Annotated in this window: 26 protein-coding genes and 1 tRNA gene; 11 read left to right on the top strand and 16 right to left on the bottom strand. The window is 47.6% G+C overall.

What is annotated here, in order from left to right; genetic code table 11:
• Positions 1-576, top strand: a 576-nt coding sequence (locus ACQY2W_RS05225; RefSeq protein WP_428050080.1) for a type IV pilin protein, incomplete at its 5' end; no start/stop codon positions are given.
• Positions 577-639: 63 nt separating this feature from the next.
• Here ACQY2W_RS05225 and pepT read toward each other — a convergent pair.
• Entirely contained in the window at positions 640-1,983 is a 1,344-nt protein-coding gene (gene pepT / locus ACQY2W_RS05220) for a tripeptide aminopeptidase PepT (RefSeq protein WP_428050078.1), read from the bottom strand.
• A complete protein-coding gene (locus tag ACQY2W_RS05215; RefSeq protein ID WP_428050076.1) occupies positions 1,983-4,694 on the bottom strand; it encodes a valine--tRNA ligase in 2,712 nt (903 codons plus the stop codon). Before ACQY2W_RS05215 ends, pepT begins: the two co-directional genes overlap by 1 nt.
• A gap of 117 nt (positions 4,695-4,811) precedes the next feature.
• Here ACQY2W_RS05215 and ACQY2W_RS05210 point away from each other — a divergent pair, with 117 nt between their 5' ends.
• The 5 genes from ACQY2W_RS05210 (at position 4,812) to ACQY2W_RS05190 (ending at position 7,788) form a co-directional block, all read left to right on the top strand.
• Entirely contained in the window at positions 4,812-5,528 is a 717-nt protein-coding gene (locus tag ACQY2W_RS05210) for a 5'-methylthioadenosine/adenosylhomocysteine nucleosidase (protein WP_428050074.1), read from the top strand.
• On the top strand, positions 5,521-6,009 hold the full coding sequence (locus ACQY2W_RS05205; RefSeq protein WP_428050072.1) for an S-ribosylhomocysteine lyase: 489 nt from the start codon (positions 5,521-5,523) through the stop codon (positions 6,007-6,009). Before ACQY2W_RS05210 ends, ACQY2W_RS05205 begins: the two co-directional genes overlap by 8 nt.
• Before the next feature lie 47 nt (positions 6,010-6,056).
• Positions 6,057-6,311: a hypothetical protein gene (locus tag ACQY2W_RS05200; protein ID WP_428050070.1), complete on the top strand. Its 255-nt coding sequence runs from the start codon at positions 6,057-6,059 to the stop codon at positions 6,309-6,311.
• Positions 6,312-6,383: 72 nt separating this feature from the next.
• Positions 6,384-6,470, top strand: a tRNA-Ser gene (locus ACQY2W_RS05195).
• Positions 6,471-7,239: 769 nt separating this feature from the next.
• On the top strand, positions 7,240-7,788 hold the full coding sequence (locus ACQY2W_RS05190; protein WP_428050068.1) for a type IV pilin protein: 549 nt from the start codon (positions 7,240-7,242) through the stop codon (positions 7,786-7,788).
• A 47-nt stretch (positions 7,789-7,835) separates the two neighbouring features.
• On the opposite strand, the gene ACQY2W_RS05185 is transcribed toward ACQY2W_RS05190, so the two are convergent.
• From ACQY2W_RS05185 to ACQY2W_RS05175, 3 genes are all read right to left on the bottom strand, one after another.
• On the bottom strand, positions 7,836-9,152 hold the full coding sequence (locus ACQY2W_RS05185; RefSeq protein WP_428050066.1) for a thymidine phosphorylase: 1,317 nt from the start codon (positions 9,150-9,152) through the stop codon (positions 7,836-7,838).
• Between the two features lie 131 nt (positions 9,153-9,283).
• A complete protein-coding gene (locus ACQY2W_RS05180) occupies positions 9,284-9,880 on the bottom strand; it encodes a hypothetical protein (protein ID WP_428050064.1) in 597 nt (198 codons plus the stop codon).
• A 27-nt stretch (positions 9,881-9,907) separates the two neighbouring features.
• Entirely contained in the window at positions 9,908-10,717 is an 810-nt protein-coding gene (locus ACQY2W_RS05175; RefSeq protein ID WP_428050062.1) for a TatD family hydrolase, read from the bottom strand.
• 191 nt (positions 10,718-10,908) lie between these two features.
• Between ACQY2W_RS05175 and ACQY2W_RS05170 the strand changes: the two genes are divergently transcribed.
• On the top strand, positions 10,909-11,418 hold the full coding sequence (locus ACQY2W_RS05170) for a type IV pilin protein (RefSeq protein ID WP_428050060.1): 510 nt from the start codon (positions 10,909-10,911) through the stop codon (positions 11,416-11,418).
• A gap of 1 nt (position 11,419) precedes the next feature.
• On the opposite strand, the gene ACQY2W_RS05165 is transcribed toward ACQY2W_RS05170, so the two are convergent.
• Positions 11,420-12,178: a hypothetical protein gene (locus ACQY2W_RS05165; RefSeq protein ID WP_428050058.1), complete on the bottom strand. Its 759-nt coding sequence runs from the start codon at positions 12,176-12,178 to the stop codon at positions 11,420-11,422.
• A 55-nt stretch (positions 12,179-12,233) separates the two neighbouring features.
• Between ACQY2W_RS05165 and ACQY2W_RS05160 the strand changes: the two genes are divergently transcribed.
• Positions 12,234-13,439, top strand: a complete 1,206-nt coding sequence (locus ACQY2W_RS05160) for an aminopeptidase (protein ID WP_428050056.1) — start codon at positions 12,234-12,236, stop codon at positions 13,437-13,439.
• 136 nt (positions 13,440-13,575) lie between these two features.
• Positions 13,576-14,205, top strand: coding sequence for a type IV pilin protein (locus ACQY2W_RS05155; protein ID WP_428050054.1), 630 nt, complete (start codon positions 13,576-13,578; stop codon positions 14,203-14,205).
• 52 nt (positions 14,206-14,257) lie between these two features.
• On the opposite strand, the gene ACQY2W_RS05150 is transcribed toward ACQY2W_RS05155, so the two are convergent.
• From ACQY2W_RS05150 to ACQY2W_RS05110, 9 genes are read right to left on the bottom strand one after another with little or no spacing between them, the layout of a single operon-like run.
• On the bottom strand, positions 14,258-14,905 hold the full coding sequence (locus tag ACQY2W_RS05150; protein ID WP_428050051.1) for an OmpA family protein: 648 nt from the start codon (positions 14,903-14,905) through the stop codon (positions 14,258-14,260).
• A gap of 43 nt (positions 14,906-14,948) precedes the next feature.
• On the bottom strand, positions 14,949-15,446 hold the full coding sequence (folK, locus tag ACQY2W_RS05145; protein WP_428050049.1) for a 2-amino-4-hydroxy-6-hydroxymethyldihydropteridine diphosphokinase: 498 nt from the start codon (positions 15,444-15,446) through the stop codon (positions 14,949-14,951).
• Between the two features lies 1 nt (position 15,447).
• On the bottom strand, positions 15,448-15,798 hold the full coding sequence (locus ACQY2W_RS05140; RefSeq protein WP_428050047.1) for a 6-pyruvoyl trahydropterin synthase family protein: 351 nt from the start codon (positions 15,796-15,798) through the stop codon (positions 15,448-15,450).
• Positions 15,795-16,589 carry a dihydropteroate synthase gene (folP, locus tag ACQY2W_RS05135; RefSeq protein ID WP_428050045.1) on the bottom strand — a complete coding sequence of 265 codons (795 nt, stop codon included), beginning with the start codon at positions 16,587-16,589 and terminating at the stop codon, positions 15,795-15,797. Before folP ends, ACQY2W_RS05140 begins: the two co-directional genes overlap by 4 nt.
• A complete protein-coding gene (gene folE, locus ACQY2W_RS05130; protein WP_428050043.1) occupies positions 16,589-17,209 on the bottom strand; it encodes a GTP cyclohydrolase I FolE in 621 nt (206 codons plus the stop codon). The genes folP and folE overlap by 1 nt, the downstream gene beginning before the upstream one ends.
• Positions 17,134-17,727, bottom strand: a complete 594-nt coding sequence (locus tag ACQY2W_RS05125; RefSeq protein WP_428050041.1) for a 7-carboxy-7-deazaguanine synthase QueE — start codon at positions 17,725-17,727, stop codon at positions 17,134-17,136. Before ACQY2W_RS05125 ends, folE begins: the two co-directional genes overlap by 76 nt.
• Positions 17,702-18,046, bottom strand: a complete 345-nt coding sequence (locus ACQY2W_RS05120) for a 6-pyruvoyl trahydropterin synthase family protein (protein ID WP_428050039.1) — start codon at positions 18,044-18,046, stop codon at positions 17,702-17,704. The genes ACQY2W_RS05125 and ACQY2W_RS05120 overlap by 26 nt, the downstream gene beginning before the upstream one ends.
• Positions 18,036-18,785 (bottom strand): DUF1189 family protein, encoded by a 750-nt coding sequence (locus ACQY2W_RS05115; protein WP_428050037.1) that lies wholly within the window; start codon positions 18,783-18,785, stop codon positions 18,036-18,038. Before ACQY2W_RS05115 ends, ACQY2W_RS05120 begins: the two co-directional genes overlap by 11 nt.
• A gap of 30 nt (positions 18,786-18,815) precedes the next feature.
• A complete protein-coding gene (locus tag ACQY2W_RS05110) occupies positions 18,816-19,373 on the bottom strand; it encodes a hypothetical protein (RefSeq protein ID WP_428050035.1) in 558 nt (185 codons plus the stop codon).
• A gap of 158 nt (positions 19,374-19,531) precedes the next feature.
• Between ACQY2W_RS05110 and ACQY2W_RS05105 the strand changes: the two genes are divergently transcribed.
• Together ACQY2W_RS05105 and ACQY2W_RS05100 are read left to right on the top strand one after the other, a co-directional pair.
• On the top strand, positions 19,532-24,304 hold the full coding sequence (locus ACQY2W_RS05105; RefSeq protein ID WP_428050033.1) for a PAS domain S-box protein: 4,773 nt from the start codon (positions 19,532-19,534) through the stop codon (positions 24,302-24,304).
• Between the two features lie 95 nt (positions 24,305-24,399).
• Positions 24,400-25,209, top strand: a complete 810-nt coding sequence (locus ACQY2W_RS05100; RefSeq protein WP_428050031.1) for a hypothetical protein — start codon at positions 24,400-24,402, stop codon at positions 25,207-25,209.
• 38 nt (positions 25,210-25,247) lie between these two features.
• Here ACQY2W_RS05100 and ACQY2W_RS05095 read toward each other — a convergent pair whose 3' ends face one another.
• Positions 25,248-25,961 (bottom strand): ankyrin repeat domain-containing protein, encoded by a 714-nt coding sequence (locus tag ACQY2W_RS05095; RefSeq protein ID WP_428050029.1) that lies wholly within the window; start codon positions 25,959-25,961, stop codon positions 25,248-25,250.
• Positions 25,962-26,031 lie beyond the last annotated feature (70 nt).

Raw genomic sequence — 26,031 nt, 5'->3', positions numbered from 1 at the left:
AAAGGAAATTCCTTTTGGAAAAATGAAATAAGGTTAATCATCCGTCAGGCGGAGCCTGACCTACGTGTTACAACGACAAACGCATTTACGCTTATTGAACTTTTAGTTGTTGTTCTTATCATCGGTATATTGGCGGCGGTAGCTCTGCCGCAATACCAAAAAGCAGTATGGAAAAGCCGTAATACACAGTTGAAAACAGTAGCACGCGCTATCAGAACGGCAGAAGAATCTTATTTTTTAGCTAACGGGAAATATGCACATAATTTTGATGAATTGGATATAGATTTACCGCTTGAGGCGCCAAATCATCCTATTTGTTCGTTTGCTACGAATGGGACTGATTCGTATAGACAAGGCAAAGATTTTGAAGTTATGTTAAACGGTACGACCGATCAAGCAGTGTACGTAATGGCGCATTGGACAAAAGGGCCTTATAAATGTTGGGGATTTTCTTTCTGGAAAGAGGGGGATTATTGCCAAGAAGCATCTAACGGGGACGGATCTTTCTGTGAGAAAATAGAAAAGGCAACGTATAGTACCACGGCCGGCAGTCGTAAATACTATTTGTTACCCTAGCGTAAGAAAAACTGACAAAATTTAAGAGCCCTACGCGAGTAGGGCTCTTACTTAGAAAAGCACTTATTTCTTTTGGTTGGCCCACAAGGTGCTCAGCCGCATCACCGAGCGGAACGCCGATTCCATGACGTCTACGTCGGCATATTCCTGCACGCCGGATAAGTAATATCCGGTAAACAATCCCACCGCAGGCAACCCTTTAGCGGCTAAACGTGCGCCGTCGGTTGTGTCGCGTGCGGCCGTACGGTGCGCGGCTACTTCTTCTTGCGAGAACGCTTGTTCGGCTATGCGCAATGCCGCGGGCGGGATAGCGTTTTTGATATTTTTTTCTTGGTCGGCAAATGTAAGCGCAAAGTTTTTACCTTTATAGTTCATCCGTTTGACCGTGGCAAACGCTTGGGTAACTTCTTGGGTTAAGCTGTTCATTTCTTCGTCGGAAAATGCGCGGATAACACCCGTTACTTCGGTCCGGTTGCCCGCGGTAGAGATGTTATCTACAAAGATAAACCCATTTTTGTTTGCGGTGGTTTCCGGGCGTTTGTGACGCGGTAGCAAGGTGTGAAAGTCCGACGCCATAAGCACGTTATCGGCAAAGGGGGAAGAAATGGCGTGCCCCAATGCTACGGTGCGGTCTCCCTCAAAGACGGCTTTAAATGTTTTGGACGAAGCGGTTTCGTCTATCAGTTGGCCCAGCTCGCCCGCATCTAACGTGTAAGCATAATTGGCTGCCAGGGTGGCCGTATCTACATGTGCTACGCCGTTGCCGGTGGTGCTATCGGGCGTGAAAACCAGTTTGATTGTGCCGTGCGGCACTTGGGGGTGGTCGTAAAGATATTGGGCCACCGTTACTAAAATAGCCAGTCCGGCTTTACCGTTGGCACCCAAGAGCGTATCTCCCGAAGCGGTAACAATATCATGCCCTTTGGCGCGCATGAGTTGCGGGGCTATATACGGGTCTAGCGATAATTTCTTTTCTGCGTTAATGACGATCGTGCCGCCGTTGTAATTTTCATGTACTTGCGGTTTGACATTTGCGGCAGAAATCGCCGAAGGGGTATCCAGGTGCGCGATAAACGCCAGCACCGGGGCGGGTTTATCCAAATTGGACGCAATTTCCGCCGTAACAATGCCGTATTTATCGGTTTTTACGTTAACAGCCCCGTTCTTTTTAAGCTCCTTAGCCAGCATTTTGGCCAGTTTAAGTTGCCCGGGGGTACTGGGTACTTTAGATGATTTTTTGGCTTGCGTATCTATGCGGGCGTACTCAGTCAGACGGTCTGTAAGTTGTTTTTTAACGGGCGTTTTTTCGTAGTGGGAAAGAGCTTTCCAGTCCGTTTCTTGAGCCAACACAGCAACCGGTAATAAGAGGCCGACGGCAAGCGCGATAATTTTGCTAAGTTTGTTCATTAGTTTAAGTCCTCCAACGAAGCCGTTACTTGCGCCAGTGCGAGTTCGGCGGCGGCTAATTCATCTTTGGTTTTTTGAATTTGCTCGGCCGGGGCGTGCTTGATGAAATTTTCCTGCGACAAGCGTGCCTGACGCGATGCGATATTGGCTTTGGCTTGCGCAAGTTCTTTTTCCAAGCGTTTGCGTTCTTTGTCAAAGTCAATTAGTCCCGTGAGCGGTACATATACCGTCAGGTTTTCAAATACTGCCGTAGCGGTTTGTTTCGGCTTGGCGGCATTGACCTGTATAGATAAGTTTTCAATTTTCGCCATGAGTTTAATGTACGCGGCCTGTTCGCGCACGATTGCCAAATCGTCTGCGTCCTTAGCGGTAACAACGGCAGAAATTTTTAAGCCCGGCGGCACGTTAAACTGGCTGCGTATCGTGCGGATCACACGCGTGACGCCTTGGATAACGTCCATTTTTTGTACCGCGTCCGGGTGGCAGAGGGAACTGTCAAACGTCGGATAGCTTTGGTTGAGCAAAAATTCCTCTTTCTCGCCTACGTACGGGCGCAACGAGGCCGCGATTTCTTCCGTCACAAACGGGATGAGCGGGTGCAACGCTTTGAGCGTTCCATACAAAATGTTGACGCACAACGCCATGACGTGTTCCTTTTCGGCCGTCTGAAAGCGTTGTTTGGCCAGTTCAATGTACCAATCGCAAAAGTCGCCCCACAAGAAGTGATAAAGCGTGTTGGCCGTCAGCGCGAGGTTGTATTTTTCAATGCCTTCGCATGCCGTTTTAATAGCGTTGGTAAAGCGGTCCAATATCCATTTATCGGCAAGTTCCGTTACGTTTTTGGGCATGGTAAGCGGGCCGTTAATGCCTTCCATATTCATTAAGATAAAGCGCGAGGCGTTGTAGAGTTTATTGCAGAAATTGCGTGCCCCTGTGATGCTTTCTTCGGCGTAAGGGATATCTTTACTGGGCACGGCTTGCATGAGTAAAGAAAAGCGCACCGCGTCCGTGCCGTATTTGGCAGTCATATCTAAGGGGTCAATGACGTTGCCTTTAGATTTACTCATTTTCTGGCCGCTTTTATCGCGCACGATACCGTTTAAATAGACATCTTTAAACGGCAATTTCCCGGTGAAATCAAGCCCGGTCATTACCATACGCGCGACCCACAGGTACAAAATTTCGTAACCCGTTACCATAACAGACGTGGGATAAAAATGTTCCATATCAGCCGTTTTCTCCGGCCAGCCGAAAACGGACATCGGCCACAACGCGGAAGAAAACCACGTGTCTAGCACGTCCGGGTCTTGCACCAAATCGTGCCCGCCGCAATGCGGACATTTTTCCGGCTTTTCAAACGAAACGATCGGTTCTGCGCCGTCTTCAAACGAAACTTTAGTGAGTTGTTCGCGGCCTTGTTGGTCGGTAGCAAACGTAAGGCCTTTTTCGCTACAATGACGGCAGTACCACACCGGGATACGGTGCCCCCACCAAATTTGGCGGGAAATGCACCAGTCTTGTATGTTTTTGAGCCAATTTAAGAAGGGGTTTTTCCAGTTAGCCGGGTGGAAAGCCAGTTCGCCCGTTTCGGCGGCTTGGATAGCCGGGGCGGCCAGTTTATCCATTTTCACAAACCATTGTTCGCTCATAAACGGCTCAATGGTGCTGTGGCAGCGGTAACAGGTGGAAACATTGTTGGTATATTTTTCTTCTTTAACAAGCAGGCCGGCGGCGTCTAAATCTTTAACGGTTTCTTTGCGGCAGACGTCGCGGTCCATGCCGAGGTATTTTTCCGGGCAGTTAATCATCTTGCCTTTGTCGTTAATAACCGTTAGAATAGGCAAGTTGTGGCGTTTGCCGACTTCATAGTCGGTCGCGTCGTGCGCCGGGGTGATTTTTAACGCCCCCGTACCAAATTCCATTTCCACAGCTTCGTCGGCAATTATCGGAATAGCGCGGTTCGCCAGCGGAATAATTACTTTTTTGCCGATCATATTTGCAAAGCGTTTGTCTTTGGGGTTGACGGCGATAGCGGCATCGGCGTAAATAGTTTCGGGGCGGGTAGTGGCAATTACAATGCCGTCCGAGCCGTCTTCGCCTTTATAGCGTAAATGCCAGAGTTTCCCGGCGTGCTGTTCATGTTCTACTTCAATATCTGATAATGCGGTAGAACAGCGCACGCACCAGTTAATCAGGCGTTTGCCGCGGTAGATGTATTTTTTATCCCACCATTCTTTAAAGCATTCATAGACGGCTTTGGCGCGTTTTTCATCCATGGTAAAGCGGATATCGGATAAATCTAACGCCCAACCCATTTTGCGAAATTGCGTGTAAATAGCGTTGCCGCACTCGTTGTACCACTCCCAGACGGTTTTGACAAATTCTTCCCGGCCTAAATCGTGGCGCGATTTATGTTGTTCTTTAGAAAGTTTTTTCTCAATGACGTTTTGCGTGGCAATACCGCCGTGGTCGGTGCCGGGCACCCAGTAGGCGTCCTCGCCAAACATCCGGTGGGCGCGGATCAGTACGTCTTGCAAAGTATTTGTGGAGGCATGCCCCATGTGCAGGGCTCCCGTAATGTTGGGCGGGGGAATAACGATAACAAACGGTTTTTTGGTTTTGTCGGCCTTAGCCGCGAATAGTTTGGCTTGTTGCCATTTATCGGCGAGTTTTTGTTCTACTTCTTGCGGTTCATACGCTTTGGGTAACATAATTTTTCCTCGGTTGTTGAAATTGCGTGATGTGACTTCACGCGTAACCTATCTATATTTTACTATTTATCTTGCACCGCGGGAAAATTTATGCGAAAATATAAGCGGTAGGTGTTTATGAAAAAAATCGGTATTATTTGCGCGATGCAACGCGAAGAAGAGCAACTCGTTTCCCGGTTGCAAACCCACAGTGCCGCAACGATAGGTCCGTTTAACTTTGTGCGCGGTACGTTGAATGGGTGTGAAATTATTTTATCCCAATGCGGCATGGGTAAAGTAAATGCCGCGTTGGGCACGCTGGAACTCATCAAAAATTTTTCACCCGATTATGTAATTAACTCCGGCGTGGCGGGGGGACTTAGCTCCGCTTTAAATACGTTAGACACGGTAATCGGTACACAATATGTGTACCACGATATGTGGTGCGGAGACGGCAACGAGTACGGTCAAGTGCAGGGATTGCCCACCTTTTTTGTAGCTGATAAAACCTTGCTGGCCGCCACGGAAAAATTGCGCGCCCAAACGCCGCATGCCGTGCATACGGGGCTGATTTGCACGGGCGACCTGTTCGTTTCCGGTGCGGAGCCGGTAGCGAAAATTCTGCAACATTTTCCACAAGCACTTGCGTGCGATATGGAATCAGCGGCGATCGCGCAAACCTGTTACCGCTATCAAATACCGTTTTTAAGCATGCGCCTAATTAGTGATGTAGCCGGACAAGAACAAACCAATATGGCCCAATACGAAGATTTTTGGCAGACCATGGCACACACGGGTTTTGAACGGACGTGGACGCTACTTACTGCATTAACCAAGGAGTTTACCCATGAATAAAGTAACGCGTTTTGAAGTTGACCACGAAAAATTAAACCCGGGCGTGTATGTTTCCCGGCGAGATGAATTAGGCCCCAAGGTGGTAACTACGTTTGACGTGCGGCTTAAAGCACCGTACCGCCAAACACCGATGAGTCCGGCAGTAATTCACACGCTGGAACATTTGGGGGCGGTTTATTTGCGTGAACATTCCTCGTGGGCGGACAAAGTATTAAATTGGGGGCCGATGGGGTGTCAGACAGGGTTTGATTTGCTGATTGCCGGTACGTGGGAAGCATCCGACGCGGTACCGCTTTTGTGCGAAACGTTTTTGTTTATTGCTAATTTTGAAGGCCCGATCCCCGGAGCCGAACACGCGTGGCAATGCGGTAATTACCGCTTGCACGATTTAGCCGGAGCCAAACGCGAGGCCCGTGCTTTTGCCGAAGTGCTTGCCAACTGGAAACCGCAAGACAGCGTGTATCCGCGGCGGGTAAATTAGTCTATTTTGTTGGAAGTAATTTTCCGGCAAAAACGGTATGATAAAGTATGAACACGGAAAAACCGCACGTCATTGAGCCGGAAATTATTGACGAAACGGGACAGATTGTTTCGCCCGCAGCACCCAAAGACCACGCCCGCCCGCAAGGCGATAACGGGGGGATCTTGGGTGGACTGTTGGTATTGGCAGTTGGTTTTCTGGCGACGGTGGCTGTTATCTTATTTAGTATTTTTATCTTATGTCCGTTGATGTTATTGGGGCGGTTGTTGGGATTGACTTTTCAAACACCGGCCCGACGGTAACACGGGCGCATTTCCAGTAACCTCGTAGAATTTGCTATAATAGATAGGTAGTTTTAACCGCACACCGATTTTGGAGAGGTGGCCGAGCGGTTTAAGGCACAGTCCTGGAAAGACTGCATACGGGAAACCGTATCGAGAGTTCGAATCTCTCCCTCTCCGTATGAATTAAAAAGCACCCGCAAGGGTGTTTTTTAATTCATACGGAGAGAGTGGAGTCACGCAAACTGCTTTGCGTGACGTCGAGATTCGAAGCCCGGAGCGATGTTTTTGTTTGAGCGTGCGTAAGCCGCGAAAGGCAAAAACCGCGAGGGCGGTTCCGGGCGCAATTTCCGTCAGGAAATTGACGCAGGACGAATCTCTCCCTCTCCGTGTTTTATCTTCGTAAAACGCCTGATTTCTTTGTTGCTCACTTGCTCGAGTACCTCCGCGCTCCGCGCGTGTCAAGCAGTACACTTCGCAAGTTCGCGCCTAGAACTCAGGCGTTTTTCTTTGATAAAACCGCAAACATCTACTTTAAAACCGGGGTCGCGAGCGGCGAGGGTCAACGAGCCGACTTGTGACCGAATCTCTCTTAATCATACCCCCGCCTAAAGCGGGGTTTTCTTTTGGATCAGTAGGTCGGACGTAAGTCCGACAATATATTGCTCTGTTGAGAACGTCGGATTTACATCCGACCTACAAAAACTTTGTTTTTTTTGTTGTTTATCCGCCTGATAGCGAGTCGTTAAAAAGCGTTAAAACAGGTAAAAATTTTTCATGTTTGAACGAAGTGAGTTTGAAAAATTTTCCTGTTTTAACTGCTTTTTATGAGCGTAGGACCCTGCGGGCCGCCGGCTTTTGCTAGCTTTTCTGGTGCCAGAAAAGCGAAAAAAGCTTGACATCGTTTTTTTTTTTGCTACATTTTATTTAATGATATAAAGGAGGTTGTATGAAAAACACAAAAGCATTTACGCTAATTGAATTATTGGTAGTCGTTCTCATTATCGGCATACTGGCGGCGGTGGCGTTGCCGCAGTATCAGAAGGCGGTGGAAAAATCGCGCGCGGCACAAGCGTTGACGTTGCTTAAATCAATTGGTCAGGCGGTGCAAACGTATCAAATGGCTAACGGCGGAAAGTGGCCCGAAACTTTTGACGAGCTAGATGTTGATATTCCGTGGACAGGGACTCAAAAGTGGCACAACAGTTCTGCTATAACAGATACCCGTTCCAACTTGGACTGGTCGGTCCAAATTTATAACCACGATGAACACGGACATAGCATTTATATCGGACGAATTTCCGGCCCGTATGCGGGAACAGGTTTTGCCTTAAACCAGGCATTAGAAGATGGGCAGGTTATATATTGTGTTGAAAGCAATCATCCCAACAATGCATCCCCTTTTACCGACAAAGGTGCTTATTGCGAAAAGTTGTTCAAAGGCGTGTTACAAGGCACGTGCGGCAGCGGTTCTAACTGTTTTTACAAATTACCCTAGTATTTGATTGCAAAAAATTCCCCCGTTCTAACCAACGGGGGAATTTTTTATTTAATTACTTCCTTAATAATTTTATACGGGGCGGGTTTTTTGGCACCTAGTTTAACGGCCGTTTTAAATAACGCCGTTCCCGCGTCTAACCGTTTTTTGTCGGAGGCGTAAATCGTGGCGATAACGTCTCCTTTCTTCACCGCGTCGCCGCATTTTTTGTGAAGCCAAATGCCCGCACCGTAGTCAATTTTATCTTCCATGGTGTTGCGTCCGGCTCCCAAAAGTACGGCGGCACAGCCGGCGGTTTTAGCATCAATGTGCCCCACATAGCCGTTTTTGTCGGCTTTAAATTCATATTTTAATTTGGCGTCTTTAAAATATACTTCCGGTTTATCTACGACGGCCGGATTGCCGCCTTGCCATTTAATCATTTCGCGCAGTTTGGCGGCGGCTTCACCGTTGCTAATTTTTTCTTCCAACAGTTTGCGTGCTTTTTGGGCATCTTTTTGCGCACCGCTGATCAGCAGCATGTTCACGGCTTCTTCCATTAAAAGTTCGTAAAAATCGGGTGCGAGCGTTTTGTTGCCTTTTAAAATTTCAATCGTTTGGCGCATTTCGCTCGCGTTACCGATGGCGCGTCCGAGCGGTTGGTCCATATACGTAATGAGTGCGCGGCATTTGAGTCCGAGGAGTTTGGCCGTGTTGACCAGCGCGCGGGCTAACTTGCGGCTGTCCTCCAATTTTTGCATAAACGCGCCGGAGCCGTATTTCACGTCCATCAGCAAACTGTCCACCCCTTCGGCATATTTTTTAGATAAAATGCTCGCCACAATTAAAGGGCGGCTTTCCACGGTGCCGGTAGCATCGCGCAAGGAGTATAGTTTTTTATCGGCGGGAGCGAGGTCGCTCGTTTGGCCGAACATACAAACGCCTATTTTTTGAATTTGTTTGTAAATGTCTTTAACGGGCATACGCACGTTAAAATTTTTCATGGACTCTAATTTATCAAGCGTGCCGCCTGTATGCCCTAGTCCGCGCCCGGACATCATCGGCACCGCTACTCCTCCGCACGCCACAAGGGGGGCTAGTGCTAGCGAAATGCCGTCGCCCACGCCGCCGGTGGAGTGTTTATCTACTTTGGGCAGTTTGGTAACTTTCTTAAAATCTAACCGTCCGCCGGAGTGCGCCATGGCTTTCGTAAACATGGCGGTTTCTTTATCCGAAAGCGGGTTTAAAAAACAGGCCATTAAAAACGAGGAAAGCTGATAATCCGGCACGGTGCCCTTAGCCGCCCCTTGGGCGACGAAATTAAATTCCTCTTGCGTGAGCGGTTTATTACTGCGTTTTTTAATAATAATGTCCAGCATTCTCATACGTGTTATCTCCTTAGTGTACGGCTTGAAAACTTTAGCATATCATTTTGCGACGAAAAAGAGAAGTGTTTTTTGTGTATATAAAACAAAAAGCTCCGGCGGTTAAGCCGGAGCCAAAAACCATGCTGCGGTTAATTTTTAATGCGGCGGATACTGGCTTTGTTTTGTTCCATCAGTTGGGCAAGTGCTTTGTTTTGCTCTTGCAATAAACCGCTCTGGCGGCTGGCGTAAGCGTTATAATCGGCGGCGGTATAGGCCGCTTGTTTGAGTTTTTGCTCGGTATTAAGCATGATGTAAAACGCTTTGTCTTTGACGTCTCCGCCGAAGGTAGTTTGTAAATCTCTGAGCGCGGCTTGGTTGTTAAGTTGTAGTGTGGTCCAATCTTGTTTCATGCGTACGCGGTCATCGTACGACGCTTTGCCGGGTAAGGCATCGTCATCCATAGTTACGTCCATAATCGGTGCGGGTTGCGGTTTAGGGGTAGTGACCGTGTGGGAAACCGGTTTGCTTTGCACTGGTACGGGTTGCGCGGATCGTGCGGCGGCCGATTTGGCAAATGATACCGGCAGCGGCATGGCTGCAGGTTGTTTAAAAGAGGATGCTTTCATCATTACGCCAAAAAGTTGTCCAAACCAAAACGCCCTGATTTTTTCGTCTTGTTCTTTAGACGTGCATCCGGCGAATAACACACAAACAGATAAGAAAATAAATAAACTTGCTTTTTTCATAACGCTCCTTTAGCCACTATAACAAATTTACGGTAAGCCATACAACTTTTTTGCGTTTTCTACCGTCTTAGCGGCTAATTCTTCTAGCGGGATATTTAAATAGTCCGCCACAAACTCGGCAATAAGCGGGATGTTGGACGGGTCGTTGCGAGTACCGCGCTTGCCTTGCGGCGAGAGGTACGGACAATCGGTTTCTAAAATAATTTTATCAGCGCCTACTTTTTTGACGGCTTCGCGGATATATTCGTTTTTCTTGTACGTAAAACAACCGTTAATGCCCAGCAAAAGCCCATGGTCTAAGGCACGTTTGGCCTCCTCATACCGGGCGCAGAAACAGTGTAATACGCCGGGATGAGCGGTGCGGGCGGTGTGTTGCCAATGATGTTTGAGTGCGGCAAAAGTATCGTCGTAGGCGGCGTAATCTTCGCCTGTTCTGCGAACATGCAAAACAAGCGGTTTTTGAGTTTGGTTGGCTAGCGTAATCATTTGTAAAAAAGTTTGGTGTTGGACGGTCTTGTCGGCGATGTCTAAACACGTATAGTCAAGCCCTACTTCGCCAACGGCTTTCACGCGCGAGTCTTGCAGAAGTTGGGATAACTGCGCCGCCGCTTCGGCGGTATATTTGGGGGCGTACTCCGGGTGAACACCAAGTACGGCGTAAATAAAGTGGGGATATTTATCTGCTAAATCAAGCGTGGGTTGCCACTCTTCGGGCGCGCAACCGATTTCCACACTCGCGCCGATATTGGCTTGCGGTAAGGTAGTGCGGATCAGCGTGTCGCGGTCGCTATCAAAGGCCGGGTCGTTTAGATGTGCGTGTGAATCAATAAAATGCATACCTATATTGTAACTTTTTCGGAGTTGTTTTTTGCCTGTTTGGTAAGGAGTGCGTTGCAAAGCAACACAGCAAAAAGAGTGTGGCTCCAAGTAAGTAGAGGTTGACTCTCAAAATGCCTGGGCCCGGCAAGGGCCTTGACATCGTTTTTTTTTTTTGCTACATTTTATTTAATGATAAAAAAGGAGGTTGTATGAAAAACAAACAAGCATTTACGTTAATTGAATTATTGGTTGTTGTGTTAATCATCGGCATATTGGCATCGGTGGCTCTGCCGCAGTACCAAAAAGCGGTGGATAAAGCGCGTTTGGTGCAACTGATTGTATTTAACAAAGCAATTCGCGAGGCACAGGAACGCTATTATTTGGCTAACAATTCTTACACGAATGATTTTAATGTGCTGGACGTCGGTTTTGCGGCGACAGAAAAATCAGGTCATTATTGGGAAATAGCGGATGGTACCAATTTTTATTTAGTTTCCGGTGGCATGGATCAAAGTGTTTATACGAGCTCGCCGTTATTGCCGGGAGTTTCGTTGCGTAGTGTATATGCCCACGCAGGGTATGGAGATGCTCGTGATGGCTGGATGTTATGCTATGCAGACAAAAATAATGCCCGGGCGAACCGGGCGTGTAAAAGCATTGGTACAGGTTGCGGCTCAGTAGATGACGCTCAAAATATGTGTTACGTTTCCAAACAATAGTTTAAAAAATCAGTTCGGCTAGCCAAAACGATAATATCATGCCGATAGAATAGCTCGTTACGTTCATGGCAATACTAAGCACAAACGCATCTTTAAGTGCGAGCTTTCGGATGTTCATTAAACGGATAATTAACGCTTCCGCCACTACGTAAAACACCCACAAGAAAGCCGTGTCAGACGCGTACCACGCCAACAATATCCACGATACCGCCATTGTCAGCACGTTGGCTACGGCCACGCTCCACAAAATGGTAAAACTTTTTTGCGTATAGATAAGGTACGCTACCGCGGCGATTATTTCCAATATCAGCACGAGCAGTAGCGAGAATAACGCATCCGTGCGTGCCCACGCGCCCAAGTCCGGCACGACGTTGGTAGATTCTACACGCAGGGAGTCTTTTTCTACTTGTACTTTGTAGCGCGCACGCAATTTGTGCGTGGCGGGAAAGATATTGCTTTCGCGTTTGGTGCCGTCGGCGAAGGCAATTACTAACTTTTGGAAATCGGTATATTCATACGCTACGGAAAAACAACTTTCCGGCGTGCAATATAATTTTTGCAACCCGTAGTGGCCTAGCGGTTTGCTTTCTAAACATTGGTTATCGGTGCATTGGATTTGTTCACTGCCAAAAGGGTCAATAGCGGGTTTTTGCGCGGTGTTATACACAAACGAAAATTCCATTTCCGGTTTGGGGGATACGTCAGCCCAAGCGGTTGCAAACGGGCCAACCAACAAAAGCAATAAAAATAATTTTTTCATATTTTCTCGTCCTTTTTTTGTATTATAACATTATAAGAGAAAAGGGGGAACAAAAATGTTACTGACCAAAACACAACTTGAAAAATATGCCCGCGTGATGATTTGGGCGTTAAAAACCGCCCGGCGCAACGGGAAATTTAAACCCTACGACGTGGTTTTACTCCGCACGGACGTGGGCGCAACGCCGCTAGCCGAAGAAATTTATAAACAGCTTTTAGACGCACGCTTGCAACCGGTACTGCGGTTTAACGCACCGGAAAATTTTTCTAAAAACTTTTATTTGACGGCTGATAAAAAACAACTGGCTTTTATTGCGCCCGGCGAGAAAGAATTTCAAAACGGTATCAACGGACTGATTGCGTTGCGCGCGCCGGCCGATTTGACGCACTTAAAAAACGTAGATCCCGCGCGCATTGCACAAACTGCGGTGGCGCATAAACCTTTGCGCGAAATTTTGGACGTGCGCGAACAGCAAGGTCAATTTTCGTGGACGTTGTGCAATTATCCGACGGAAGAACTCGCCAAACGTGCCGGGCTTTCCGCCAAGGAATATGCCAATCAAGTGGCGCGCGCGTGCTTTTTAAATGAAAAAGACCCCGTCAAAAAATGGGCCGAAGTAACGAAACAAATTACCGAAATCGGTCTGTGGCTATCGTCGTTACCGATTGAAACATTGCACATTGAATCGGCGCACATGGACTTTGAAGTGCTTGTGGGTGAAAAGCGCAAATTTATTGCGGGCGGCGGGTGCAACGTGCCGTCGTTTGAAATTTTTACTTCGCCCGATTGGCGCGGTACCAAAGGCGTGTATTTTGCCGATTTGTCGTCGTATCGCAGCGGAAATTATGTCAAAGGGGTGCGGCTGGAATTTAAGAAAGGCCGTGTGGTAAAAGCCGATGCCGAAAAAGGCGGCGAGTTTGTGCGTAAAATGCTGGCCATGGACCGCGGAGCCAGTCAAATTGGCGAGTTCTCACTTACCGACCGTCGGTTTTCCAAAATCACTAAATTTATGGCGGATATTTTGTACGATGAAAACTTTGGCGGCAAGTACGGCAACTGCCACGTGGCTGTCGGCGCGAGCTATGCCGACACGTACACCGGGCCGCAAAGCGATATGACCAAAGAATTTAAAAAGAAACTGGGCTTTAACGATTCTTCTTTGCACTGGGATTTAATCAACACGGAAGATAAACGCGTTACCGCCCGCTTGAAAAATGGTACGACGGTAACCGTGTACGAAAAAGGCGAGTTTAGTTACTAAATAATTGCTAACTATAACCCAAATACCCCCGTTCAAATAGAACGGGGGTATTTGTTTTTGGTCGGCAAAAATTTTTTACTTGACATCGTTTTTTTTTTTGCTACATTTTATTAAATGAAACAAAGGAGGAATTTGTATGGAAAAGAAAAGATGTTTAAAAGAAAATAAAAAAGGACGTCATGCTGAACTTGATTCAGCATCTCACCTTGTTTCTGTTTTAGAAAGCGGTGAGATTCCGTATCAAGTACGGAATGACAATATTTTTTATTGCGGCGGTTTTACGCTGATAGAACTGCTCGTCGTAGTTCTTATCATCGGCATTTTGGCAAGCGTGGCGTTGCCGCAATATAAAATGGCGGTGGCCAAAAGCCGCGTGAGCGGTTTGCTTACTACGGTTAAAAGTGTTTTGCAAGCCGAGGAAACGTATTATCTTGCCAACGGTCAATATACAGCCAATTGGGATGAACTTGCATTAGATGTTCCGGGTACACCGAATCCTACACATAAACAGATCAAGGAATTTCCTAACGGGTATATTGGACTAGGCGCCTCCGGTAGCGTTTACGCTGTTTCTAGTCAAGTACAAGGTGTCAGACTTTATTTTTTTCATGAGCATGGTTCTATTGCATTATCATTTCGGGGTAAGACGTCTTGTTATGCTAAGATGGGAAACGATTTTGCCAATAAAGTATGTCAAGCGTTGACCCATAAAAAAACCCCGAGTAGCAACAACGGCCCCGGCACAGATAACATTTATCACTTCTAAAAAAGAGCCCCCGCATTTGGGGGCCCTTCAAAACAGATTTTCAGTAACTCACTTATTTGTTCGTTACTTCCAATTCAACGCGACGGTTGGCGGCGCGACCGATTTTGGTTTTGTTGGTCGCTACCGGGTTAGCCGCACCGAAACCGACGGAAGATACGTTTTCAGCAGGTACTCCGTATTTAACGAGTTGGTCGGCTACCGCTTTGGCGCGGCGTTGGGAGAGGTCTACGTTGTAGGCCGGATCACCCAAAGAATCGGTGTAACCCGCTACACGCACTTGGGCGTTGGGATATTTTTTAAGCGCATTGGCCGTTTTGCGCAGTTGCGGATACGATTGATCTTGGATCACATCGCTGTTGTGACCGAAAAGGACCGGTTCTTTGAATGACAAAACAGAAAGATTGTCGGCTTTTTTGTTTACTTTGACAACTTCGGCTAAGGCGGCATCATCGGCAACTTTGGCTACCGGTTTCGGGGCCGGAGCCGGGGCCGGTTTGGCTACCGGGGCTTGTTTGACCACCGGTTTGAAGCAATTTTCTTTTTTGCATTTGTTGCATTTGCAACCTTTTTTGTGGTGGTGTCTTTGGCAAACCGCCGCGTTCGCACACGTGTTAGAGCGGTTAGGCGTCATCGTGCATTTGGTGCAATGGCAGGCACCCAAAAACAGAGCAGCTGCCAAAATGGTAAATACTTTTTTCATTTGTTTCTCCTTTGTTTAAGATATACTGCTTGACTCCTTTATTTTACAATATCTGGCAAGATGGTGCGCCCTTTTTTTTCATTAACTCTCGGTACAGCTGGTAAACGGGCTTACCCAGTTTGGGGTGCACGTAATCAGGCAAGATATAGGAAAGCGGCTTTAACACAAATTCCCGTTCGTGTAAACGCGGGTGGGGGATAAATAACGGGTAGTTGTCATCGTCTTCAAATACTACTTTATCGTCGTAGAATAAAATGTCTAAATCAATCACGCGCGGCCCGTTAGGAAACGTCGGCACGCGGCCGAGCTGTGTTTCCAACGCTTTGAGTTTTTTAAGTAGCTCCATGGGCGCCAGCGTTGTTTCCAAAATAGCTATGGCATTTACAAAATCGGGTTGATGGGAAAACCCTTCCGGTTTTGAAATAATATAAGGGGATACTTCTTTGATGGTGCCTAGCGTAGGTAACGCGGCCACGGCGCGGTCCAAATTTTCTTTGGCGGGCGCGATATTACTGCCTAACGCCAACACTACTTGGGACATATTATTTCTCTCCCTCATATTCTATCCAACGGTCCTCGTCTTCCGCCACGCGCACACGGACGAGTTGGGGGAATTTGGCACGCACGGTGTCAAAGAGCCAAACGGCCACGTTTTCTGTCGTCGGATATGGGAAGTGCGCATTTAAATCGGCGTGGTGCAGGCGGTCGTTGATATACGTTTGCAAAAATTGCTGTACCTCGCGAAAATCAATCAAAAAACCCTCGCTGTTGAGCGGACCGTAAAACGTAACTTGGTACGTAAATTGATGCTCGTGGTTGGGCTCGTTTAAAATTCCGTCGTGGCTGTGTGCGGCGGTAAACGTGCCGCATTGGGTCAGGTAAACTTTTTTCATCTTACGTCCTCCCATTCGTTATAAAAATGAAGCAGTTGTCTTGTCTCTTTTACGTCGTGCACGCGCAAGATGTCTGCCCCTTGTTGCAAAGCGATTAGGTGCGCGGCTAGTGTTTGCGGCAAACGGTCTTGCGGCGTATCGCCTACTTGGCTTAAAAAACTCTTGCGCGAAAGCGCGACCAGCAACCTTATATCTAAATCTTTAAAAAATTTTAAGTGTTTTAGCAAGTGGTAATTTTGCACGCGGTCTTTGGCAAAGCCGAAACCTACGTCTATAATGAGTTGATTTTTGATAAGCCCGGCGGCGGTGGCTTGCGAAATTTTTTCGGCTAAAAATTCTTTTACCTCGCTAAGTAAATCGGTATAATCTGTTTGCGACTGCATAGTTTGCGGCGTGCCGCGCGTGTGCATTAAAACGAGTTGGGCTTGATGTTTTTTGACGAGCGAAAACAGTTCTTTTGTAGGGTTGCCGCTTACGTCATTGATAATGGTTACGCCGTTTTCAAGCCCGGCGGCGGCCACGGAAATGTGGCGCGTATCTAACGAAAGCGGTGTTTTTATGCCGCGCGCGCGCAAGGTTTTGATAAGGGGTAACACTCGGGCGAGTTCGGTTTGTTCGCTAATGGGGGTTGCGCCGGGGCGGGTAGACTCGCCGCCGATATCCAGCACGTCAGCGCCGTCTTTGATGTACGCTTGCGCGCGCGCGGCGAGCGTGTCTAACGTGTTTTGCGGGTTTCCGTCATAAAATGAGTCCGGCGTAACGTTAATAATTCCCCAGAGTTGCGTGGTCATTATTTAATCATTTCCAAAAATTCGCTGCGTACTTCCAACTTCTTAAATGCACCGCGAATCGCACTGGTTACCATGACGGCGTTGTGCTTTTCAATGCCGCGCGAACTGATGCACATGTGCTTGGCTTTGCATACCACCATTACGCCGTGCGGGTGCAGGGTTTCCATTAAGCTATCGGCAATTTGCGCGACGAGTTTTTCCTGAATTTGCAAGCGGCGCGCAAACACTTCCACGAGGCGCGCCAATTTGGAAATGCCCAGAACGCGCCCGTTGGGCAAGTAGCCGATACTGATGGTGCCGAAAAACGGTTGTAAGTGATGTTCGCACGTGGAGTAAAACTCAATGTCTTTTAAAACGACCATTTCTTCGCACGAGCCCTCTACAAACGTTTTTAACACGTCTTGCGGTTTTTGGTGGTAGCCGCCGAATAGTTTTTTCCAACTTTTTACAATGCGCTTAGGGGTTTCCTGTAACCCCTCGCGCGACGGATCGTCGCCGATGTACGCAAGCATTTCGCGGAGGTTTTGCAAAATTTTTTCTTCGGTTATTTGATGTTTATGAGTTTGTGCAGTTGCACGCTTAGACGTGCTGACGGATGTTCTTTTACCAGTTTTACGCATAGGGCGATATTCTCCTCTTTGTTGCTTTCGGGTTGTAAATAAACCGTTGTTTTTTCGTTTTCGTAATTATAGTATTTTTTCAAGTCTTCCAAATCGGTTTGTTCGTTGACGACGAGTTTGATAACGTCTGCTTTTTTAAGCATATTTTCAGACACGTATTTTTTGGGCGATACGCATACAAAATCGGCCTTGCTTACGTCGCAATCGTTTGCGCCGTTTGTTTCAATATGCACGACGTGCCCGGCAGATTTTAACACACTAATCAGCGCGGGTAAATCTTGTTCTGTCGGTTCTCCCCCGGTTACCACCACCGTTTTGCACGGATAGTGCGATAACGCCACCAATACTTCCAAATTATTCATCTCTTTTCCGGCGGAAAAAGCATATTTCGTGTCGCACCACGTACAGCCCATACTGCACCCCGCCAAACGCAAAAATACCGCCGGCATGCCGGTATGTTTCCCTTCGCCTTGGATAGAGTAAAAAATTTCGCTAACCTTCCACAATGGCTGCGGCATGGTCGCTCTCCCAAATTTCAACGGTTTTTAAAGTTAAATTTTGTTTTTTCAGTTCCGCGCTGATTTTGTCAAATAAGTACTGGGCTAAATTTTCAGCCGTCGGGTTAGGTACTAAATCGTTTAAGAATTGGTGATCGGGCAGGAAACTGTCCAATAATTTTTTGACGACTTTAAAATCGCACACCATGCCGTCGGCTTTGACGGGTCCTTCCAACACAAAAACGGCTTTCCACGTATGACCGTGCAAATCGTGGCAGGGGCCTTTGTACTCGGGCAAGCGGTGCGCCGCGCTAAACGAACGGATAAGTTTAATACGCATTTTTTCCCTCCGGGATAAGATTAAAAATTTGCTGTATATAAATGATACACAAAATTGTTTGCGCGAGCATAAAAAGCGGGATATCGTACCACAGCTGTACATACCAAAGTACCGCCAGCGGCCCTTGTAAGAATAACGCCCACCGCCAAATGATACCGCCGGGTACCCATTTAAATGTAAGCGCTCTAAATAAAAAACCTACGCCCGCGGCTAAACATATATTAAAGGCAAACACGAGCGGAATAAAAAACAACGCGGCAAACAGGGCCGTAGCCGTTAAACTGGCGGCTAACACGGGTTGGTGTTTAGCCAAAAACTGCGGGGTGGTGGTGGCGGACAGGGCGGGGGGAATAGGGTGTGCTTGTACGCCGCCTATACCGGGCATATACAGGGTGTTTTTGCTGACCCACATGCTGATATTTTGCCGGGCAAATTCGGGTAAAGTCGGGGGCGTTTGGCGGGCAGATTCAAACGCAATTTTGAGGTCGCTACCCGGCAAATACGCATAGACGGTTTTATCCGGCGCGGTCAGTACGCCTTTTTCAAAGGTAACTTGCGGGAAATTTTTTAAAAATACAGGTAAATTTTTCTTTACAAAACCGCTGGCGTATCCGTAAAAAACCAATAGTGAAAGCATCCACAAATAGACCGCAAAACCGATAAGTTGCCAACGGGTAGCGAATATCAATTTGTGATACGCGCGGAACGAAAAAAGCGTTTGCAAATGGATCCAAAGCATACTGTTATTATACTAATTTAGCGGGCGGGGCTATTTGGCGGCGTTTTTGTCTTGGCAAGTGATTTGCGCACCTAAAAAGAAAGTTTGGTTCTTCTTAAATACGCAAGAGAGTTTTTGCGAGAGCGGATTTTGCGCGGTGGAGCCGGGGGCGGGTAATAAACACGCAATACGCGTGCAAGAGTAGGTTTCGCCGCACTGCGGGAAAGAGGAGGAGGGAAAATTGGAAATAAACCACGAAAAATCTAAATTATAGTTAAGGGCTTTTAAAAAATTTTCGCACGTCAGTTCTTTAAACGTACATAGCGGCTCGGGAGAGGTCTGTTCGGTAGTGATCGTTTGGTCCAGCAGCGTATAGCGGTCTTTGTCCATCGGGTCGCCTTGTACGCGGTATACGTCAAAACACGTATATCCTGGGGCTTGCTCTTTCGTGCAGGTAAACGGGTTGAAAATATCGTTGCCCGGGCACGTGTCTTGCACCGCCCCGGCTTGTGTAGATAAATACTGGGCGTTCTGCCGCTGCGTTACGGGTTTATACATAGCCGCACCCGCGCAGCAAAGCGCACCTAAAATCAGTAAAAAGCGTTTCATCTTTCCATACTAGCAAATTTCGGTTTGTTGTGGGAGCCGGAAAAAGGTTATACCGTACGCACGCGACTGTGCGCGCGTTCGGCTGTTGTATTGCAAGTCAACCGAGATTTATGTAAGATATAACCGTAACGCCCCAAAATTTTCACTTGGAGAAAATTATGTCCAAAAACATTTTTTCTTTTTTTACAAAACAAAAACTCTCTGCGGAAGTACTCAAGCAGGTGAGTGCGGATGTGTTATCTTTTTTAGAACAATTCCCTACGGCGGTGGTGTTAGTAACCGGGAAGGGAAAAATCGGCTTAGTTAATCCGGCGGCAGCTGCGTTACTGCAAAAAGAGCCGGGCGAACTGGTGGGCCAAAATATAGCAGATTGGGGCATTACAAGCGAACAATTAACCGCTTGGCAAAAAGACGGTGTTCGGCACATTATTGAACTTACCGATGCCCTCGGGCAACCGCTTAAATTGCAAGCCGGGGCAAAAGCATTGGGAGAATCTTCTTTTGTGACGCTTACCCTGGAAGAGGTGCCTCAATTTACCCAACTTCGGCAAGAAAATGTTTTTTTTCAGGCGATTTTAAACCAATATCCGTGTGCACTGACGGTGCAGGATCAATCGGGTAAATGTATTGTTTGGAACGAAGCCGCCGGCCGTTTGTTTGGAGTAAGTGCCGAACAAGCCCAAGGTAAAATGCTTTATCAGTCGTTACCTAAAAAATTATCTGCCATGTTGTACGGATTGGACGAAGAATTAAAAGCAGGTAAAATGCGCAAAGAACCGGTACGGTTTTCTTTTAAAGCGGGGGAGAAGGCCGAGGAGCGCATTTTGGTCATTAGCAAGTATATCTTGCCCGCAGAAGGTTCCAAAACTCCGGTTACCGTTACCTTGTTTGAAGATGCCACAGCCCGCCTTTCCCACGAGCAAGATTTGCAGCGCAGTAAAAAATTATTGCATGCGGTGTTGGAAAACATCCCACTTGGTTTGTATACGCGCGATTGTGACGAAAAAATCACTTTTTTCAATAAACAAAGTATGCAAATTTTAAACGAAACCAGCCCCTACCGCGCCGATCACCCGAACCAATACCAGCAAGACAGCAGTTTGCAAGAGTACCGGGTGCGCGAACAACAAATTTTAAAAGACGGCAAAACGTATGAATATCCGGAAGAAGTTTATACGGACTCGTCCGGTAAGAAAAAAATCGTGCACATGATTAAAGTGCCGCTGTTTGATGCGGGACCTAAGCCGATGGTGCTTTCTATCGTAGAGGATGTAACCAAACGCCGCGAACAAGAGCAGGAAATTCAGCGTATTAACAGTTTCTTTTCCGCCGTTGTGCAAAACGCGCCGATTGCACTGTATGCCCGCGCCGAGGACGGCCACATGTTACTGCGTAACAAACAATGCACGGAATTGTTTGGACCCGTTACCAAGGATGATTACGACGACCGCGGCGGCCTGGCCCACGAAACGGATGAACAAGTTACCTCCTATCTTTCCCGCGAGCGTGATATTTTACAAACAGGTAAAACATTGGATATCCCCGAAGAAGAATATATCAATGCCAAGGGCGAAAGAAAATTACTCCACATTATCAAAACACCCGTGCAAGAGGGCCGTTGCGTGCTTACCTTGGCGGAAGATATCACGTTTAAAAAAGAACAGGAACGGGCTTTATTGGAATCTAAAAACTTTTTACAGACGGTTATTAACCAGTTGCCGGTGTCGCTCTCGGTTAAAAATTACGCCGGGCAATACATTTTGTGGAACAAGAAAAGTGAAGAATTGTTTGGCGTAGAGGCCAAAGATGTTATCGGCAAGCAGGCCTACCGTTCGGACCTGAATAAAGAACAGGCCGAATTTATCCGCGAGACCGACTTGCGTGTTTTTGAAAATAAAAAAGAACAAAATATTCCGCAAGAGCTGATTTCTTCGCCCAACGTGGGTATTAAAATCATGCATACCGTTAAAACGCCTGTTTTTAATGCCGACGGCTCGCCCGATTGTTTGCTGATCGTGTCAGAAGATATTACCGCCAAAACGAAAATGGAAAAGCAAATCCGCGAAGCTAACGACAAAAACACTTTACTCGTGGAAAATGCCCGCGAAGGGGTGGTTATTGTAGAAGACGGGAAAATCATTTATGCCAACTACGCGTTTTGCAAGATGTTGGGAAGCGAAAATTTGGATGCTATCAAGGGCAAACCGCTCTTAGATTTCGCCAGCGACAACCACCGTATGTTCTTAAAAGAAAAATACGAAGCGGTCCGGTCCGGCGCGGATAATAACCCGGGAGCTATTGAGGTCCACTTCAAGCACGCTGATGACAGCGAGGTGGAAGCCAGATTTTCGGCGGTGTTGGCCAAATATATGGGCCGGCGTGTGGTGCTGGGGTTTGCCAGCGACATTACGGCTGATAATCATGCCTTGCGCGATTTGAAAAATGAGCGTAATAATTTCCGCCAAGCGTTTGAGAAAAATACCGCAGCGGCTGTGATACTTTCTCCCCGTGGGTATGTTTCGCGCATGAACGAGGCCGCCCGCCGGCTGTTTGGTTTTACCGAAGCGGACAAGAAATTTTATTGCAATGTATATGTGCGTCCGGCGTTGGCCCTTCCGGTCCGCCGCGCGATGAAAGAGGGCCGGAGTGTCCGCGTAGATTACACGTTAGATTTTGATAAAGCGGCCAAACGCTTTCCGGGCCGGATAAGTAAAGAGGGGAAACTGTCCCTGTCTCTTTCGTTTGAGCCGCTTTCCAAACGTAATGCCAAAGACGGTTCGGTAGAAGCGGAGTATTTGATATGTATGCAACCGTCTGAGCCGGAAACGAAAGCGGAACCACCGTCTGTGCCGCCGGCTACTTCCGCTCCGGTGCAAGAATCGCAGCCACCGGAAACTTCGTTTGCTAAAACGGCCCGGGCCGCCGGCTCTTTGCCGCCACTGCCGCCGTTTTTAGTGCAATCAAAAAAGAAAAACGCGTCGGAAGTACAGTTAGTGCTACCCAACAGCGAGCCGTACGCCCTTTGTGATGAACACTTTGTCATTACCGACTGTAACGACTTGCTTTGTTCGCTCTGTGAATTGCAAAAAGACGAGTTAATGGGGCAAGATATCCGTCATTTATTCTCGCAAGATGAAGCACCGCTAGTGGCGCAAGATTTCAAGTTGCTTGCCAAAGACGGCAAACTTTTTAACCGCGAATATACTATTGAACTGGGCAGCGGGTTAGAAACATGTAAAATCCGCCTTACGGCCGAAAAAACAACCGATAACCGCTATTTGTTTGTACTGCGCAGTTTGGCCTTTCATTTGCAAATTATGAAGATTTTGGAAGAGCGTTCTTCCCAATTAAGTGCGTTGCGGGCCATTACGAACGGGGCGGTGTTACGGGTTACTTTTAATAATTGCCAACTCGGGCAAATGGAGCTGCTGAACAACTGGTTAACTGCCAAAACAGGATATTTGCACGAAGATTTAACCCAAATGTCTTTTGGTGATTTATTCTTTGATCCCTCCCAGGAAGATGAGTCGCCGGCGTTGGTATTAGCTAAAGCCCAAGAAGAATTAGTTAAACAGGGCAAAACTTTTTTCACGTTGCCGTTTCGCAATAAAGACGGCAGTTCTTTTGAGGCGGCCGTGTCGCTTAGTGTCATGGATATTCCCAGCCGCAACGAAGTGTTGGCGGTCATCCGCAACTTAACGGCCCAACAAGCCGCGTGGGGCAAAGCATCCAAAGAGGCGCAGGAACTGACCAGTTTGCGCCAAACATTACCGGGATTGTATCTGCGTATGGATGCCAAGGGGAAAGTGTTGGAGGTATCCTCTAACTTAGCCGGCATAGACGACGTTCAGGCCCAAGAGCTGTTTTTGGGTAAAACGCCGGATCGGTTCTGGCCCGGTGAAGCCGCGGCCCGGGCGATGTTTACGCTTAAAGAGTCGCTGGCGGTACACGTGAGTTCCCATTTTGAATTTGAGTGGCCGCGCAGCGGCGAAACGTGCTATTACGAGGCCGATGTGTCACCGTTAAAGGATGTCCAAGAAGCCGTAGTGTGGGTAAAAGATGCTTCCGAAAAACGGATCTATGACCGTCATTTACACGATTTGTACCGTTTGTCACAAGAGACGGGCCTGAGCATGACCGAACAAGTGGACAAACTCTTAGATTTAGGTAAAAAAGTATTTCAGGCAGATATCGGGTTGGTACTCCGTTTGGAACCGCGCAAAGAGCGGATGAGCAGCGTGGTTTTGTATGCGTCGGAAAATTCGTTTGATATAGAACGGGGAATGGAATTTGCCGTGGAGGAATGTCTGCGTGACGTAGCGGATGGGACGGTGGTGTTACTTCCCGATTTGAGCGGTTTGTCTTGCGGACATTGCTTACACCGCGAAAAGAAATTGGGGGCTTTGTTGGCGGCTCCGCTGGTAGTGGACGGCCAAGTGGAGGGTATGCTTTGTTTCGCCGCGCGCGACACGCGCCGCCGGTTTGCAGCCGGCGCAGAAGAGTTTTTAGGGTTGATGGCCCGTTTGCTGGCACTACGCATTGAACTGCGTCAAGCCGATAAATTATTAGGAGCGGCCGCGCGTATGTTTACCCGCACGTTAGACGATTTGCAAGTGCCGGCTTTGCGGGTGGACCCGGACTTTTTGATTACGTATGTCAACGAACCGCTGATGCGTTGGCTTAACCGTAAACGGGAGAGTTTGGTAGGGCGGGAATTATTTTCTTCTTGGATACGGCACGCCGATATTGCGCGCCGTACGTTGCAGGAGACGGTCCGCAACGCCAGCGGCAGCGAACCGTGCCAAGTTAAATGGGAAGTATTGCTCCCCAGCGGTATCTACGAAGAGATGACTTGGGAAGTATTTGTCTGCCGCGGTACAGACGGGGTAATAGAAGGTTATGCCCTAATTGCCCAAACAAGCGAGCGGTAGAAAAGCTATTGAAATTTTCCCAAACGTTTGTTACACTTATAGTAGGGAAGTAGGAATATAAATAAACACCCTTATTGTAGGGGCAGGAGAGAATTATGATCAAGAAATTTTTAGGTTTAATAAGCTTTATGCTTGTAGCTAGTTTGGGTTACGGGGAAAGCATGGACTTTGTGACGGTATTGTCCTCCCCGGTGGGGTCATTTGCTAACTTGGAAACGGCCAACGCGTCTTTCCCTGCAACGGCAAATAAAGTGAACTTTGGTTCACGCTTGTCTTCCGGCGGTACGATTTCTCTTGCCGGGACGACAGGCCCTTCTTTGGGAAAAGTCGTTCTTGATAAAAATGCCGGGTTATCCTCTACAAATGCTAAAGAGGTCCGGGTGCCCGGCGTAAAGATGTCTCACTCCGGGGCATTAAAAGGGGCTAGCTTGTTGGCAGGTACATTTAATATGTCAGGTGCTGAGCTCTCTGAGCTTCAGGTCAAGGGTGCTACCACTACCACGGACGGTCAAGTGTTAATTGATAGTGGTATTACGGTACAGGCGGCTGGGGCTAATAAACTGACGATTAACCGTACCGGCAGTAAAACGGATAATTTTAATAGTGCTACCAATTCCCGCGATGTCATGTGGAGTAATATTTATGCCACCGATTATGACGGCTCGCAGGCCGGTACAAGAGATTATAGCCGGCAATATATATTGAAAGGTAAACCGGTGCGAATCATCAGACCGTATGGGATTGGGATCAATGGATTTACGGGAGCGGGCGTACATATACAACCGGTTCCTGCCGGACAGTGTGGTCAGGAAAAATTGGTCATAGATAATATCGGCTCCTTTGGTTCGGGAATAGAAAAGTGTGATGCAGGTGGCCCGGGCTCCGGTGGTAGTGGTAAATTTTAATTAAATTCCCCGGTGTAGACCGGGGAATTTTTTTAGAACTATTTGTGTTTAACCGCTTTTTTTAATAAAGCGGTTATTTTTTTGTCGGTAGCGGTATTTGTTTTTTTAAGTAGCGTAGTAACTTCTTGGTAGCGTTCAGTAGATAGTTCCGCTTCGTTTTCCAAGAGTAATTGCACAACAGGTAAACGGTGCGTGGCCGCTGCATAAAATAGCGCATTATATCCGCTTTGAGTGGCCAGATTGGGGTTTGCCCCGCGTTTTAACATATAGGTAATCAGGTCGGTGCGCGCCTTTTCGGTCGGATACTTTTGCGTAACCGCCATTAAAAGGGGGGTAGCCCCCAGATCGGTTTGCGTGTTAAGGTCCGCCCCGCGGAAAATGAGCAGTTTGGCGGCCTCGCTATTGCCGTCGCGCGCGGCGATAAATAAAGGGGTCCACTTGTTGGGTGTTTTCCCATTGATATCAAAACCGAGGTCTAATAAATAGTTAATGACGTCCTCGTTGCCGCCGGAAGCCGCCGCGTGCAGGGCGTTAAACTCCATATTGGTATACTCGCGTTCTTCATCGCTAAAGTATAAGGTAAAATCAAGTGGGGCTCCTTCTTGCACATCATCTTTTACGCTGACCAAATCGCCGTAATAAGCATCGGCGATCAAATTTTCGCCGCGGTCCTTAATAAGCGCGGTGTGGTAACTAAGAGCCAAGGTACAGACAATACATACAAGTACGAAAATAACGGTTTTTTTGCTCATGGCCTTATTGTAGCAAAAAAACAGTTTTTTTATTGTCTGCATTTTTCGCTCTGCTTGAAAAAAAGGACTT

This window comes from Candidatus Avelusimicrobium caledoniensis (genome assembly GCF_902756455.1).
Lineage (GTDB): Bacteria > Elusimicrobiota > Elusimicrobia > Elusimicrobiales > Elusimicrobiaceae > Avelusimicrobium > Avelusimicrobium caledoniense.
This window is presented reverse-complemented; position numbering and strand designations above follow the sequence as displayed.

What these genes read in the sequence shown, in the direction of transcription:
- pepT (WP_428050078.1), bottom strand. Translation starts at nt 1,983, where the DNA reads ATGAACAAACTTAGCAAAATTATCGCGCTTGCCGTCGGCCTCTTATTA.
- folE (WP_428050043.1), bottom strand. Translation starts at nt 17,209, where the DNA reads ATGCGTAAAACTGGTAAAAGAACATCCGTCAGCACGTCTAAGCGTGCA.
- ACQY2W_RS05095 (WP_428050029.1), bottom strand. Translation starts at nt 25,961, where the DNA reads ATGAGCAAAAAAACCGTTATTTTCGTACTTGTATGTATTGTCTGTACC.
- ACQY2W_RS05210 (WP_428050074.1), top strand. Translation starts at nt 4,812, where the DNA reads ATGAAAAAAATCGGTATTATTTGCGCGATGCAACGCGAAGAAGAGCAA.
- ACQY2W_RS05215 (WP_428050076.1), bottom strand. Translation starts at nt 4,694, where the DNA reads ATGTTACCCAAAGCGTATGAACCGCAAGAAGTAGAACAAAAACTCGCC.
- ACQY2W_RS05180 (WP_428050064.1), bottom strand. Translation starts at nt 9,880, where the DNA reads ATGAAAAAAGCAAGTTTATTTATTTTCTTATCTGTTTGTGTGTTATTC.
- ACQY2W_RS05160 (WP_428050056.1), top strand. Translation starts at nt 12,234, where the DNA reads ATGTTACTGACCAAAACACAACTTGAAAAATATGCCCGCGTGATGATT.
- ACQY2W_RS05170 (WP_428050060.1), top strand. Translation starts at nt 10,909, where the DNA reads ATGAAAAACAAACAAGCATTTACGTTAATTGAATTATTGGTTGTTGTG.
- ACQY2W_RS05175 (WP_428050062.1), bottom strand. Translation starts at nt 10,717, where the DNA reads ATGCATTTTATTGATTCACACGCACATCTAAACGACCCGGCCTTTGAT.
- ACQY2W_RS05200 (WP_428050070.1), top strand. Translation starts at nt 6,057, where the DNA reads ATGAACACGGAAAAACCGCACGTCATTGAGCCGGAAATTATTGACGAA.
- ACQY2W_RS05165 (WP_428050058.1), bottom strand. Translation starts at nt 12,178, where the DNA reads ATGAAAAAATTATTTTTATTGCTTTTGTTGGTTGGCCCGTTTGCAACC.
- ACQY2W_RS05150 (WP_428050051.1), bottom strand. Translation starts at nt 14,905, where the DNA reads ATGAAAAAAGTATTTACCATTTTGGCAGCTGCTCTGTTTTTGGGTGCC.
- ACQY2W_RS05205 (WP_428050072.1), top strand. Translation starts at nt 5,521, where the DNA reads ATGAATAAAGTAACGCGTTTTGAAGTTGACCACGAAAAATTAAACCCG.
- ACQY2W_RS05190 (WP_428050068.1), top strand. Translation starts at nt 7,240, where the DNA reads ATGAAAAACACAAAAGCATTTACGCTAATTGAATTATTGGTAGTCGTT.
- folP (WP_428050045.1), bottom strand. Translation starts at nt 16,589, where the DNA reads ATGACCACGCAACTCTGGGGAATTATTAACGTTACGCCGGACTCATTT.
- ACQY2W_RS05155 (WP_428050054.1), top strand. Translation starts at nt 13,576, where the DNA reads ATGGAAAAGAAAAGATGTTTAAAAGAAAATAAAAAAGGACGTCATGCT.
- folK (WP_428050049.1), bottom strand. Translation starts at nt 15,446, where the DNA reads ATGTCCCAAGTAGTGTTGGCGTTAGGCAGTAATATCGCGCCCGCCAAA.
- ACQY2W_RS05100 (WP_428050031.1), top strand. Translation starts at nt 24,400, where the DNA reads ATGATCAAGAAATTTTTAGGTTTAATAAGCTTTATGCTTGTAGCTAGT.
- ACQY2W_RS05105 (WP_428050033.1), top strand. Translation starts at nt 19,532, where the DNA reads ATGTCCAAAAACATTTTTTCTTTTTTTACAAAACAAAAACTCTCTGCG.
- ACQY2W_RS05140 (WP_428050047.1), bottom strand. Translation starts at nt 15,798, where the DNA reads ATGAAAAAAGTTTACCTGACCCAATGCGGCACGTTTACCGCCGCACAC.
- ACQY2W_RS05120 (WP_428050039.1), bottom strand. Translation starts at nt 18,046, where the DNA reads ATGCGTATTAAACTTATCCGTTCGTTTAGCGCGGCGCACCGCTTGCCC.
- ACQY2W_RS05115 (WP_428050037.1), bottom strand. Translation starts at nt 18,785, where the DNA reads ATGCTTTGGATCCATTTGCAAACGCTTTTTTCGTTCCGCGCGTATCAC.
- ACQY2W_RS05110 (WP_428050035.1), bottom strand. Translation starts at nt 19,373, where the DNA reads ATGAAACGCTTTTTACTGATTTTAGGTGCGCTTTGCTGCGCGGGTGCG.
- ACQY2W_RS05185 (WP_428050066.1), bottom strand. Translation starts at nt 9,152, where the DNA reads ATGAGAATGCTGGACATTATTATTAAAAAACGCAGTAATAAACCGCTC.
- ACQY2W_RS05125 (WP_428050041.1), bottom strand. Translation starts at nt 17,727, where the DNA reads ATGCCGCAGCCATTGTGGAAGGTTAGCGAAATTTTTTACTCTATCCAA.